At 65.2% G+C, this 12,332-nt stretch carries 10 protein-coding genes; 8 read left to right on the plus strand and 2 right to left on the minus strand.

Features of this window, described 5'->3' with window-relative positions; genetic code table 11:
* Window positions 1-12 precede the first annotated feature (12 nt).
* Entirely contained in the window at window positions 13-1,248 is a 1,236-nt protein-coding gene (gene ilvA / locus ACK3BB_RS03350; protein ID WP_428927317.1) for a threonine ammonia-lyase IlvA, read from the plus strand.
* 50 nt (window positions 1,249-1,298) lie between these two features.
* Here the strand turns inward: ilvA and ACK3BB_RS03355 are convergent, their stop codons facing one another.
* Window positions 1,299-1,631: an Hpt domain-containing protein gene (locus tag ACK3BB_RS03355; protein ID WP_428927318.1), complete on the minus strand. Its 333-nt coding sequence runs from the start codon at window positions 1,629-1,631 to the stop codon at window positions 1,299-1,301.
* A gap of 181 nt (window positions 1,632-1,812) precedes the next feature.
* Here ACK3BB_RS03355 and ACK3BB_RS03360 point away from each other — a divergent pair, with 181 nt between their 5' ends.
* Window positions 1,813-3,162 (plus strand): PP2C family protein-serine/threonine phosphatase, encoded by a 1,350-nt coding sequence (locus tag ACK3BB_RS03360; protein WP_428928811.1) that lies wholly within the window; start codon window positions 1,813-1,815, stop codon window positions 3,160-3,162.
* A 26-nt stretch (window positions 3,163-3,188) separates the two neighbouring features.
* Here the strand turns inward: ACK3BB_RS03360 and ACK3BB_RS03365 are convergent, their stop codons facing one another.
* The gene (locus tag ACK3BB_RS03365) at window positions 3,189-3,641 is read right to left on the minus strand and encodes an NUDIX hydrolase (RefSeq protein ID WP_428927319.1); all 453 of its coding nucleotides are present in this window, start codon (window positions 3,639-3,641) and stop codon (window positions 3,189-3,191) included.
* 75 nt (window positions 3,642-3,716) lie between these two features.
* Here ACK3BB_RS03365 and ACK3BB_RS03370 point away from each other — a divergent pair, with 75 nt between their 5' ends.
* The 6 genes from ACK3BB_RS03370 (at window position 3,717) to ACK3BB_RS03395 (ending at window position 12,294) form a co-directional block, all read left to right on the plus strand.
* The gene (locus ACK3BB_RS03370) at window positions 3,717-4,700 is read left to right on the plus strand and encodes an Hsp33 family molecular chaperone HslO (RefSeq protein WP_428927320.1); all 984 of its coding nucleotides are present in this window, start codon (window positions 3,717-3,719) and stop codon (window positions 4,698-4,700) included.
* Window positions 4,697-5,296, plus strand: a complete 600-nt coding sequence (locus ACK3BB_RS03375; RefSeq protein ID WP_428927321.1) for a CoA pyrophosphatase — start codon at window positions 4,697-4,699, stop codon at window positions 5,294-5,296. Before ACK3BB_RS03370 ends, ACK3BB_RS03375 begins: the two co-directional genes overlap by 4 nt.
* The gene (locus ACK3BB_RS03380; protein ID WP_428927322.1) at window positions 5,293-6,465 is read left to right on the plus strand and encodes a CCA tRNA nucleotidyltransferase; all 1,173 of its coding nucleotides are present in this window, start codon (window positions 5,293-5,295) and stop codon (window positions 6,463-6,465) included. The genes ACK3BB_RS03375 and ACK3BB_RS03380 overlap by 4 nt, the downstream gene beginning before the upstream one ends.
* 193 nt (window positions 6,466-6,658) lie before the next feature.
* Window positions 6,659-8,503 (plus strand): ABC transporter ATP-binding protein, encoded by a 1,845-nt coding sequence (locus ACK3BB_RS03385; protein ID WP_428927323.1) that lies wholly within the window; start codon window positions 6,659-6,661, stop codon window positions 8,501-8,503.
* The gene (locus ACK3BB_RS03390; protein WP_428927324.1) at window positions 8,500-10,383 is read left to right on the plus strand and encodes an ABC transporter ATP-binding protein; all 1,884 of its coding nucleotides are present in this window, start codon (window positions 8,500-8,502) and stop codon (window positions 10,381-10,383) included. The genes ACK3BB_RS03385 and ACK3BB_RS03390 overlap by 4 nt, the downstream gene beginning before the upstream one ends.
* Before the next feature lie 24 nt (window positions 10,384-10,407).
* Window positions 10,408-12,294: an ABC transporter ATP-binding protein gene (locus ACK3BB_RS03395; RefSeq protein WP_428927325.1), complete on the plus strand. Its 1,887-nt coding sequence runs from the start codon at window positions 10,408-10,410 to the stop codon at window positions 12,292-12,294.
* Window positions 12,295-12,332: the final 38 nt, after the last annotated feature.

Raw genomic sequence — 12,332 nt, forward strand, 5'->3', positions numbered from 1 at the left:
CACAGAGGTGCCATGACCGACCTTCCCACATTCCAGGACCGTGCCCGCGCAGCCGAAACCGCCATGCGCGCCGTCTTCCCGCCCACCCCCCTGCAACGCAACGCGCTTCTGTCCGACCGGTATGACGCCGATATCTGGCTGAAACGCGAAGACCTCAGCCCGGTGCGATCCTACAAGATCCGCGGCGCGCTGAACGCCATGCGCAAGCAGCCCGACCGGGATCTGTTTGTCTGTGCCAGCGCCGGCAACCATGCCCAGGGCGTGGCCTTCATGTGCAAGCATTTCGGGAAGCGGGGCGTGATTTTCATGCCGGTAACCACGCCGCAGCAGAAGGTCATGAAGACGCGGATGTTCGGCGACGGGCATGTCGAGATCCACATGACGGGGGATTATTTCGACGAAACGCTGAAGGCGGCGCAGGATTGGTGCGCGCGTGAGGGCGGGCATTTCCTGGCGCCGTTCGACGACGACGATGTCATCGAAGGCCAGGCGTCGGTGGCTGTGGAAATCTGCGATCAGCTTGGGGTTGCGCCCGACCTGATCATGTTGCCCGTCGGTGGTGGTGGCATGTCCGCAGGGGTGTTTTCCTGGCTGAATGGGCGCAGTTCGTGCCGTTTTGTCGAGCCTTCGGGCGGTGCCTGCCTGCGCGCGGCGCTGGATCAGGGCGGGCCGGTGACGCTCGGACATGTGGATAACTTTGTGGATGGCGCGGCGGTCGCGCGGATCGGGGACAAGCCCTATGCGCTGCTGCGCGACGTGCCGGCCGATGATGTGCTGGTCCTGCCCGAGGACCGGATCTGCCGGACGATCCTGGAAATGCTGAACGTGGAAGGCATCGTGCTGGAGCCCGCCGGAGCGATGTCGGTCGAGGCGCTGGACGATCTGCGCGACGAGATCCGGGGCAAGACGGTCGTGGCCGTGACCTCTGGCGGCAATTTCGATTTCGAGCGCCTGCCCGAGGTCAAGGAACGGTCGCAGCGGTTCCAGGGGCTGAAGAAGTATTTCATCCTGCGCCTGCCGCAACGGCCCGGGGCGCTGAAGGAATTCCTGAACATCCTCGGCCCCGAGGACGACATCGCGCGGTTCGAATACCTGAAGAAATCGGCGCGCAATTTCGGGTCGGTTCTGATCGGGATCGAAACCACCGATCCGGCCAATTTCGACCGGCTGTTCGCCCGGCTCAGCGGATCGGGCATGACCTATCAGGACATCACCGATGACGAAACGGTGGCGCAGTTCGTCCTGTAGCCCGGCTGAACGCAGGTCAGCCGGGGCCCCTGTCCCGGCGATCTGTCAGCTCAGGCGGCCAGCGCGGCGGGCAGCCCGTCGATGAAATCGGCCTTGGAATTGAAGAAGGCAAACAGCACTTCCGAGATTTCCTCGTCCGTGGCCAGGCCGCGGCCGGCCTTCTGTTCGACCTCAAGGCAGAGGCGCGAGAAACTGGCAAAGCCCAGGCTCAGCGCGCTGCCGCGCAGGTAATGCAGATCGGCCTCAAGGGCATCGCGATCCGAACCGGCCTGTAGACGGCCGACGACATCCTCGACCTCGGCAAGGAACAGCTGGACGACTTCTTCAAAGTCCTCGGCCCCGACTTCGTCGCGCAATTCGCTGACCCGTGCCCAATCGATCATGACATACCCATCGCTACAAATCCTGTTCCGCCCCGCGGTCTGACCACCTTGAAGCGAAGTCCTTAAGGTATCCTGAACTAAGGCATTTGAAAGGACTGGATTTGAAATTTCATGGGCCATTAAGGGGTTGGGCAAAAGACTGCCGGGGTCCGAAGCATCGTATGAACCCTGCCCGTTGGAAATTCTGCCCACAGATCCCGCCGACACACCGGCCCATCCCGAACGTGGCGCGTCCCGCCACGTGCTGGTTGTCGACGACAGCCGGTTGCAGCGCCGGATCCTGGTAAAGCTGCTGCGCAAATGGGGCTATTCCGTCGACGAGGCAGCCAGCGGGGAAGAGGCACTGGCCCGTGCCCGGGCACAGCCGCCCGATTTCGTGATGAGCGACTGGATGATGCCGGGGATGGACGGGCTGCAATTCTGCCGGGCCTTCCGCGAGGCCGGGGGACCGTCCTATGGCTATTTCATCCTGCTGACCTCAAAGAGCGAAGCCGATGACATCGCCCGCGGGCTTGATGCCGGGGCCGACGATTTCCTGACCAAGCCGGTCAGCGCCAACGAATTGCGCGCCCGGGTCGCCGCCGGCGAGCGCATCCTGAACATGCAGCGCGAGCTTGAGGACAAGAACCGGGTGATCCTGGACACGCTGAGCAAGCTGCAGGATGCCTATGACGTGATCGACCGCGATCTGCTGCAGGCCAAGACGATCCAGGAATCGCTGGTGCCCGATTTCGATCGCCGGTTCGATGGCGGGCGGGTCAGCCTGTTGCTGAAACCCTGCGGTCATATCGGCGGTGATCTCGTGGGCATGTTCTCACCGGGGGAAAACCGGGTGGCCTTTTATTCGATCGACGTGTCGGGCCATGGCATCACCTCGGCGATGATGACCGCGCGGATCGGGTCTTACCTGAGCAACACGCATCTGGATCACAATATTGCCGTCGACCGGCGGGTCGGCCGGTTTTATGCGCTGTATCCGCCGGCCGCCGTGGCCCGGGCGCTGAACGAACGGCTGTTGGCCGATGTCGGGATCGCTGAATACTTCACCATGGTCTATGCCATTGCCGACCTGCGCCGGGGCGCGGTGCGGCTGGTGCAGGCCGGCCATCCCCACCCGCTGCTGATCCGGGCCGACGGGCGCACCGAATTCATCGGCCAGGGCGGGATGCCCATCGGGCTGATTCCCGGCGCGCAATACGAACAATATGATGTCGATCTCGCCCCGGGCGACCGGCTGCTGCTGTATTCCGACGGGTTCACCGAGGCGCGGCTGAAATCGGGCGAGATGCTGGGCGAAGAGGGGCTGTTGCGGATGGTCGCCGAAACACTGCCCGCGTCGGGTGGCCCCATGGATGCGGCGGCCAAATCGGCGGGCCCGGAATTCATGGATGATCTCTATTGGCGCCTGACCGCCGAGATGGAGGACGGCGCCGGCCTGGCCGATGACGTTTCGGCCACGCTGTTCGAATTCACCGGTGCGCCCGGGCCCGATGCGGACCCGCGCCGGGAGGGGCCGGATGATGACAGCTGATCGCGCCGCTTGCCGCGTCCCCGGTTTTACTCGTCGGCAATGCCCCGGGCCAGGGCGGCGGCAAAGTAGCGATCGCCGGAATTGCCCAGGCGCAGGGCGGCTTCTTCGGGTGGCAGCCACAGCGCGCTGTGCCCGGGTTCCACCGGCGGGCCGTGGCGCAGGACGGGCCGGGCCAGGTAGATCAGGCAGAGCTTTTCAGCATGGAGGTCATATTCAGGCATGTAGGTGAACCGCCGGAACGCGCCGACACGCCGGGGCGCGGAAATGGACCAGCCGGTTTCCTCGTGGACTTCGCGGTGCAGCGCGCGGATCGGCGATTCGCCGGGATCGACGCCGCCACCGGGCAATTGCAGCTCGGGCCCCGGCTCGGCCTGCACGGTGACAAGCAGGGCGCCATCGCGTTCCAACAGGGCATATGCGCCGATGCGACGGGTGTATTTGCGCCCCGTTTCGGGCGGCTCTCCGAATCGCCGGATCATGGTGGCCTCTTCCAACCCCGCTTGTTGTGCCTATATAGGCGCGATATGCCAATCTCCGGCGACCAAGGAAACCCCATGACCATCGGATCCAAACTCGCGTGGGACGACACGGTCCTGCCCTTCCAACTTGATGCCTCTGACATGCGCGGCCGCGTTGCGCGGCTGGACAACGTGCTCGACGGCATCCTGAAACAGCATGATTACCCGCCCCAGGTCGAAGCGCTGGTGGCGGAAATGGCCCTGTTGACCGCGCTGATCGGCCAGACCATCGACCTGCGCTGGAAACTGTCGTTGCAGGTTCAGTCGAAAGGGCCGGTGCGGATGATCGCCACCGATTACTTCGCTCCCACAGAGGCGGGCGCGCCGGCGCGCATCCGGGCCTATGCCAGTTTCGACGCCGAACGGCTGACCGACGGCCTCCCGTTCGACCAGGTGGGCGAAGGCTATTTCGCCATCCTGATCGACCAGGGCAAGGGCACCGCGCCCTACCAGGGTATCACCCCGCTGGACGGCACGTCGCTGGCGCAATGTGCCCAGGCCTATTTCGCCCAGTCCGAACAGCTGCCGACGCGGTTCGCGCTGAGCTTTGGCCAATCGACCACGGCCGACGAGCCCGAACATTGGCGCGCCGGGGGCATCATGGTGCAGCACATGCCAAAGGCGTCGCCCTTCGTGGCCACGTCGCAGGGCGAGGGTGGCATCCTGAAGGCCGCGGACCTGATCGATGGCGAGCAGGAAGAGAACTGGAACCGCATCAACATCCTGCTCGACACGGTCGAGGACATGGAACTGATCGGCCCCCGGGTCACGGCGACCGACCTGCTGGTCCGGCTGTTTCACGAGGAACAGCCCCGGGTCTATGACGCCCAGGCCGTGCGGTTCGGCTGCACCTGTTCGGAAGATCGCGTGCGCCAGTCGCTGTCGATCTATTCGGCCAAGGACATCGAGAAGATGACCACCGAAGATGGCCGGGTGACCGCCGATTGCCAGTTCTGCGGCGCGCATTACGACCTTGATCCCGACACCCTGGGCTTCGAGGCCGGGAAGGACGCGCCGTGAGAGCGCTCGAGGACCGGATCGCCGATGCGCTCGGGCGCGGGGGCGATCCGTCTTCGGATTTCGACCTCAACCCCGAGGTCTCGCTGCCGCCGGGCCGCAAGCTGCGCCCGGCGGGGGTGCTTGTGGGCATCGACATCACCGGTGACGCGCCGCGCGTGCTGCTGACGAAACGCTCGTCGCGGCTGAAACATCATCCCGGCCAGATCGCCTTTCCCGGTGGCAAGCAGGATGACGGTGACGCGGATGTCGTCGATGCCGCCCTGCGCGAGGCCGAGGAAGAGGTCGCCCTGCCGCGCGAGGCCGTGCGCGTGATGGGCACGATGCCGGCGCATGAAACGGTGACCGGCTTCGTGGTGACCCCGGTGGTGGCGCTGATCGAGACGCCGTTTACCATCCGCCCCGAACCCGGCGAGGTCGAAGAGGCCTTTGCCGTGCCTCTGGACCACCTGTTGCAGCCTGACCTTTATTCGATCCAGTCGCGGCGCTGGCGGGGCAACCGGCGGTACTATTTTACCGTGCCATATGGACCCTATTACATCTGGGGCGCCACGGCGCGGATGCTGCGGGCCTTTGCGGAACGGATGCGCGCGGCATGAAACCTCTGGCCGCCGCGTGGATGCAACGCGCCGCGCCGCGTGCCGTCTGCGCGATGCTGGAAGACGCCGGCCACCAGGCGCTGTTCGTCGGAGGCTGTGTGCGCAACACGCTGCTGGGCGCCCATGTGTCCGACCTGGACCTGTCGACCGACGCGCGCCCCGAACGGGTGATCGCCTTGGCCGAAGCGGCCGGGCTGAAGGCCATTCCGACAGGGATCGACCATGGCACGTTAACCGTGGTGGCCGATGGGGAACCCTTTGAAATCACGACCTTTCGTCGCGATGTCGAAACCGATGGCCGGCGCGCGGTCGTGGCCTTTTCCGATGATGTGAACGAAGACGCCCGGCGGCGTGATTTCACGATGAACGCGCTCTATGCCCGGATCGACGGCACGCTGCTGGACCCGCTGGCGGGCCTGTCCGATCTGCGCGCCCGGCGGGTCCGGTTCATCGGCACGGCCGCGCATCGCATCCGCGAGGATTACTTGCGCTCGCTGCGGTTCTTCCGCTTTCATGCCTGGTATGGCGATCCGCAGGCGGGCATGGATCCGGTGGCGCTGGATGCCATTGCCGGCGCGCTGGACGGGCTGGACGGGTTGTCGCGCGAACGGGTCGGGGCCGAGACGATCAAGCTGTTGTCGGCGCCCGATCCGGCCCCGGCGATGGCGGCGATGCGCGCCACGGGCGCGATGATGCGGCTGTTGCCCGGGGCGGATGACCGGGCGCTGGCGCTGCTGGTCCATTTCGAGGATATCCAAGGGGTTGCGCCCGATCCGCTGCGCCGCCTGGCGGTACTGGGCGATGACGACATGGCCGGAACGCTGCGGCTGAGCCGGGCGCAGCGCACCCAGGCCGGGGTCATCCGTGCGGCCGCGACGGGCATGCAGGGCGCGGGCGAACTGGGCTATCGGCTGGGGGTCGACCGGGCGCAGGATGCGATCCTGGCGCGGGCCGCCCTGATGGAACAGCCGCCCGGCGCGGATGACCTGGGCTTGGCGCAGGCTGGTGCGGCGGCGGAATTCCCCCTGGTGGCGCGCGATCTGATGCCCGAACATTCCGGCGCAGCCTTGGGCAAGGCTTTGAAATCGCTTGAACAAACCTGGATCTCATCGGGCTTTTCCCTGACCCGGTCGGCGCTTTTGGACATTTCGCGCGGCCAAGAGGGGTGACAAACATGATTCGATCATGTAATTGCATCCCCATCACCCACGTCGGAGGGATGCGCATGTATCACGGGATCTGGAATTTTAACGGCTGAGGCCGACCGATCCGCGTGATGGTCCGGCCCAGGCTGCGACCGCGCTTCAATACCCCCTTTAAAAATCTGCTCTCTTTATCCGAGCACCGACAGGTACTGCTCTCATGTTCCGTTTTTTCGAGACACTGGTCGACCCATATGTCGACTATGCTGAAACCGACCGTCCCGAGCCCGGGCTCTGGTCCTTTTTCCGCGACTATACCCGCCCGTTCCGCGGGGTTTTCTGGGCCACGGGCATCCTGTCCGTGTTGGTCGCGGCGGTGGAAATCGGCCTGATCGGCTATATGGGCCGCATCGTCGACCTGTTGGGCGGCAGCCCGGCCCAGGTCTGGGCCGATCACGGCACCGAGTTGATCATTGCGGCTCTGTTGATCCTGCTGCTGCGTCCTGCTCTGCATATTGTGGACGTGATGCTGCTGAACAACACGATCTTGCCCCACCTGATGACCCTGGTGCGCTGGCGCGCGCATCGGCAGGTGCTGCGCCAATCGGTTGGATGGTTTGAAAACGACTTTGCCGGTCGTGTGGCCAACCGCATCATGCAGACACCAATGGCCGCCGGAGAGGTCGTGTTCCAGACCTTCGATGCGATCACCTTCTCGCTGGCCTACCTGGTGGGCGCCGGGGTGCTGCTGCTGGCCGCCGATGCCCGGCTGCTGGTGCCGATGGCGCTTTGGTTCGTGGGTTATGCCCTGCTGATGCGCTGGACGCTGAAGCGGGTCGGCCCGGCCAGCCAGGCCTTTTCCGAGGCCCGGTCCGAGCTGACTGGCCGCATCGTGGACAGCTATACCAACATCCATTCGGTCAAGATGTTCGCCCATCACGACCTGGAATTGTCCCACATGAAAGAGGCCAACGACCAGGCGATGCACACCGGCCGGGCCGAGATGCGCGTGTTCACCATGATGGATGTGGTGCTTGTCACCCTGAACGGCGTGCTGATCGTCGGTGTCGTGGGCTGGGCCATTGCGCTTTGGCTGCAGGGCGCGGCTTCGGTCGGGGTGGTTGCGGCGGCCACGGCGCTGACGCTGCGGCTGAACGCCATGACCGGCTGGATCATGTGGGCGCTGACGACGTTCTTCCGCCAGCTCGGCATCGTGAAGGAAGGGCTGGAGACGATCGCCCAGCCCATCGACCTGACCGATGCCAGGACGGCCGAGCCGCTGGAATTTTCCCGCGGACACATCGCGATCAAGGGCGTGTCGCACCATTACGGCAAAGGCGCCGGCGGGCTCGACCAGGTCGACCTGGTGATCGAGCCGGGCCAGAAGGTCGGGCTGATCGGGCGCTCGGGCGCGGGCAAGTCGACACTGGTCAAGCTGTTGCTGCGGTTCTACGACGTGGAAAGCGGCCGGATCGAGATCGACGGCCAGGACATCCGCGACATCACCCAGGAATCGCTGCGCCGGCATATCGGCATGGTGCAGCAGGACAGCGCCTTGCTGCACAGATCGGTGCGCGAAAACATCATGTACGGCCGGCCCGAAGCCACCGAGCTGGAAATGGTCGGTGCGGCGCAGATGGCCGAAGCCCATGATTTCATTGAAGGTCTGACCGACCCCAAGGGCAACATGGGATATGATGCGCAGGTCGGTGAACGGGGCGTGAAACTGTCGGGCGGGCAACGCCAGAGGGTGACGCTGGCCCGGGTCATGCTGAAGGACGCGCCGATCCTGGTGCTGGACGAGGCGACATCGGCGCTGGATTCCGAGGTCGAGGCGGCGATTCAGGAGACGCTCTACGGCATGATGCAGGGCAAGACGGTCATTGCCATCGCGCACCGGCTGTCGACCATCGCCCAGATGGACCGCATCCTGGTCATGGACCAGGGCCGCATCGTCGAGGACGGCACGCATGACGCGCTGCTGGCGCAGGAGGGCATCTATGCGGCCCTCTGGGCGCGGCAATCGGGGGGATTCATCGGAACCGAAGTGGAGGCGGCGGAATGAACGCGCGCATCATCAAGCCGGCCCGCAGTCTTGCCGGCCGCATCCTGAAGACCTTCGAGGACCTGATCGACCCCTTTGCCGATCACCCCGATGCCACGCCGCCGTCGCGGCTGGTGCCCTACATGCTGTCGATGCTCCGGCCCTTCGGCCGCTGGCTGCCGGTCATGGCCACCATGTCGGTGGCCGTGGCCGTGGTCGAGGTGTCGCTGCTGTTCTACACCGGCCGGCTGATCGACCTGATGGCCGACACGGGCATCGCGGATTTCTGGCAATCCAACGGGGTCGAACTGGTCATAGCCACGGCCCTGATCCTGTTCATTCGCCCGCTGGTCATCGGCCTGGCACACCTGTTCCTGGAACAGACGCTGGTGTCCAACAGCCAGGACCTGGTGCGCTGGCGGTCCCACCGGCACATGCTGGGCCAGTCGATGAGCTTCTTCCAGAACGACTTTGCCGGGCGGCTGACCAACCGGGTCATGCAACAGGGCCCGGCGGTCGAAGATTCGTCCTACATGATGTTCGAAGCCGTCTGGTTCGCCCTGGTCTACGTGATCTCGGCCGCCGTGATGATCGCGGCGTTCGACCTGTGGCTGGTCGTGCCGCTGCTGGCCTGGCTGGCGGCCTACGTGACCTATAACATCGCCCTCGCCCGGCGCGTGGCCGTGGCCTCCGAGAAATCGTCGGATGCGCGGTCGATGGTCACCGGGCGGGTTGTCGATGCCTATACCAACATCGAGACGGTCAAGCTGTTTGCCGACGAGAAACAGGAAGAAGGCTATGTGCTGTCGGCCATGCGCCGCCACCGGCTGCGGCTGCAGCGGTTCCTGCGGCTGATGACGGAAATGCACTTCCTGCTCAACATCCTCAACGGCGCGATGATCGTCGGCGTGCTGGGGTTGGCCATGTACCTGTGGTCGATCCAGGCCGTGACCATCGGCGAGGTCGCGGCGGCCTCGGCGCTGGTGATGCGGCTGAACGGCATGTCCGGCTGGATCATGTGGGTGACCATCCGCCTGTTCGAGCATATGGGCGTGATCCGCGAGGGGCTCCGGTCGATCTCGGTGCCCCATGCGCTGACCGACAAGCCGCAGGCGCCGGCGTTGCAGGTGACCCGGGGCGAGATCCGCTTTGACGGGGTGACCCAGCATTACGGCAAGGGCCACGGCGGTCTGGAAGAGCTGAACCTGACCATCCAGCCGGGCGAAAAGGTCGGGCTGGTGGGCCGGTCGGGGGCGGGAAAATCGTCTCTGGTCAACCTGTTGCTGCGGTTCCGCGATCCCGAGGACGGGCGTATCCTGATCGACGGCCAGGACGTGTCGCAGGTGCGCCAGACCTCGTTGCGACAGCAGATCGGCATGGTCACGCAGGACAGTTCGCTGCTGCACCGGTCGATTCGGGCCAACCTGCTGTATGGCCGGCCCGACGCGACCGAGGCGCAGATGATCGACGCGGCGAAACAGGCCGCGGCGCATGAGTTCATCCTTGGGCTGAAGGATCGCAACGGGCGTTCGGGCTATGATGCCCACGTGGGCGAACGGGGTGTGAAACTGTCGGGCGGGCAACGCCAGCGGATCGCCATGGCGCGGGTCATCCTGAAGGATGCGCCGATCCTGGTGCTGGACGAGGCGACAAGCGCGCTGGATTCCGAGGTCGAGGCGCAGATCCAGGAAACTCTCTACAACGTGATGTCCGGGAAGAGCGTCATTGCCATTGCACACAGGCTCTCTACCATTGCCCACATGGACCGGATCATTGTCCTGGACCACGGCCGCATAGCCGAACAGGGCTCGCATAACGAGCTTCTCGCCATGGGCGGCCTCTATGCCGGATTCTGGACGCGTCAATCCGGTGGATTCCTGAACCCCGAGGCGGCCGACTAGGCCGCCCTTTTCGGAGCAACATGCATGAGATGGCCTGAGGGCGAGGTTGCGGAACGCAAGGTCGCCGAGATTCACCCTTTTTATCAACGTCTTGCCGACACGATCGCCCCATTCCGCCAGGCCGATGGCTATCCGCCGCAAAAGCTGTTGCCGTTCATGCGGTGGGCGCTGGAAGGCGCGGGCACGCAGATCTGGCTGGCCATCGCGGCCTCGATTTCGGTTGGGATCACCACCGTCCTGGGCTTTTGGCTGATCGGCTGGGTCATCGACCAGGCCCAGACCGTCGGGCCGGGCTTCCTGGTGTCACATGGCTGGGCGGTGGCGCTGCTGGCCCTGTTCTACCTGGTGGCCTGGCCGCTTTCCATGGCGGCCAACGCGGCGTTCAACTCGGTCACGCTGGGGCCCAACCTGTACGCGCTGACCCTGAACCGGGTGAACCGCTATACGCTGGGCCAGAGCCTGTCGTATTTCGACAATGATTTCGCCGGGCGCATCGCCCAGAAAAGCCAGCAGACCGCCCGCGCGCTGACCGAGGTGGTGACCGAGGGCACCAACATCCTGGGCAACGCCCTGGCCGCGGCCATTTCCGCCGTGCTGCTGCTGGGCGCGGTCGACTGGCGCATGGGGCTGGCGATTGCGGTCTGGATGGTGGCCTATGTCTACCTGGTCAAGAATTTCCTGCCGCGTATCCGCGAGCGGTCCCAGCTGCGGGCGGCGCGCCGGGCGGTGGTGACCGGGCAGATCGTTGATACCATTACCAATATCCGCACGGTCAAGCTGTTCGCCCATGGCGAGGCCGAGGAAACGGCCACCGAATCCGCGCTGTCGGGCTACCGGGATTCGGGTATTGCCTGGGCGTCGACGGTGGTGACCTTCCGGCTGTGGATCTTCACGCTGGCCGGGCTGCTGCCGACGGTGCTGATCATCCTGTCGCTCTGGCTGTGGAGCCGTGGGCTGGCCTCGACGGGCGATATCGCGGCGGCGGGGTTGGTCTCGACGCGGCTGGCCACGATGACCGGCTGGGTCAGCTTTGCCTCGCTGGGGATCTTTACCAATATCGGCGAGATCGAGGACGGCATCCGCACCCTGACCCCGCGCGAGCGGCTGGAGGACGCGCCGGGTGCATCCGAGCTTGTGATCACAAATGCCGGCGTGAATTTCCGTGATGTGGATTTCACCTACGGGCGCAAGGAAGGCGGTGTGCAGGGGCTGAACCTGGCGATTGCCCCGGGCGAGAAGCTGGGCATCGTCGGGGCGTCGGGGGCCGGGAAATCGACGCTCGTGGCGTTGTTGTTAAGGCTTTATGCACCGGAAGGCGGCAAGATCGAGATCGACGGCCAGGACCTGGCCGAGGTGACCCAGGAAAGCCTGCGGCGGCAGATCTCGATGGTTACGCAGGAAACGGCGATGTTCAACCGCTCGGCGCGCGACAATATCCTGTATGGCCGGCCGAATGCCGGCGAGGACGAGATGATCGCAGCGGCGCAAAAGGCCGAGGCGCATGACTTCATCCTGGGCCTGAAGGACCATCGCGGGCGCACGGGATACGACGCGCATCTGGGCGAACGCGGGGTGAAACTGTCGGGCGGGCAACGGCAGCGCATCGCGCTGGCCCGGGCGATCGTCAAGGATGCGCCGATCCTGGTGCTGGACGAGGCGACAAGCGCGCTGGATTCCGAGGTCGAGGCATCGATCCAGACGGCGCTGCACCGGGTGATGGAGGGCAAGACCGTGCTGGCCATTGCCCACCGGCTGTCGACGCTGAGCGAGATGGATCGCATCGTCGTGCTGGACCAGGGCCGCATCGCCGAGACCGGTACCCATGCCGATCTGCTGGCCCAGGGCGGGCTTTATGCCCAGTACTGGACGCGCCAGTCGGGGGGCTTCATTCGGACCGAAGCCGCGGAATAGGGCGGTTGGCGCGTCTGGCCTGCGTTGGTATTGGGATA

Origin of the sequence: Marinibacterium sp. SX1, assembly GCF_050389775.1 — a bacterium.
Taxonomy (GTDB): domain Bacteria; phylum Pseudomonadota; class Alphaproteobacteria; order Rhodobacterales; family Rhodobacteraceae; genus Marinibacterium.

Coding starts and splice junctions, on each gene's coding strand:
- ilvA (WP_428927317.1), top strand. CDS start 13: ATGACCGACCTTCCCACATTCCAGGACCGTGCCCGCGCAGCCGAAACC.
- ACK3BB_RS03355 (WP_428927318.1), bottom strand. CDS start 1,631: ATGATCGATTGGGCACGGGTCAGCGAATTGCGCGACGAAGTCGGGGCC.
- ACK3BB_RS03365 (WP_428927319.1), bottom strand. CDS start 3,641: ATGATCCGGCGATTCGGAGAGCCGCCCGAAACGGGGCGCAAATACACC.
- ACK3BB_RS03370 (WP_428927320.1), top strand. CDS start 3,717: ATGACCATCGGATCCAAACTCGCGTGGGACGACACGGTCCTGCCCTTC.
- ACK3BB_RS03380 (WP_428927322.1), top strand. CDS start 5,293: ATGAAACCTCTGGCCGCCGCGTGGATGCAACGCGCCGCGCCGCGTGCC.
- ACK3BB_RS03385 (WP_428927323.1), top strand. CDS start 6,659: ATGTTCCGTTTTTTCGAGACACTGGTCGACCCATATGTCGACTATGCT.
- ACK3BB_RS03390 (WP_428927324.1), top strand. CDS start 8,500: ATGAACGCGCGCATCATCAAGCCGGCCCGCAGTCTTGCCGGCCGCATC.
- ACK3BB_RS03395 (WP_428927325.1), top strand. CDS start 10,408: ATGAGATGGCCTGAGGGCGAGGTTGCGGAACGCAAGGTCGCCGAGATT.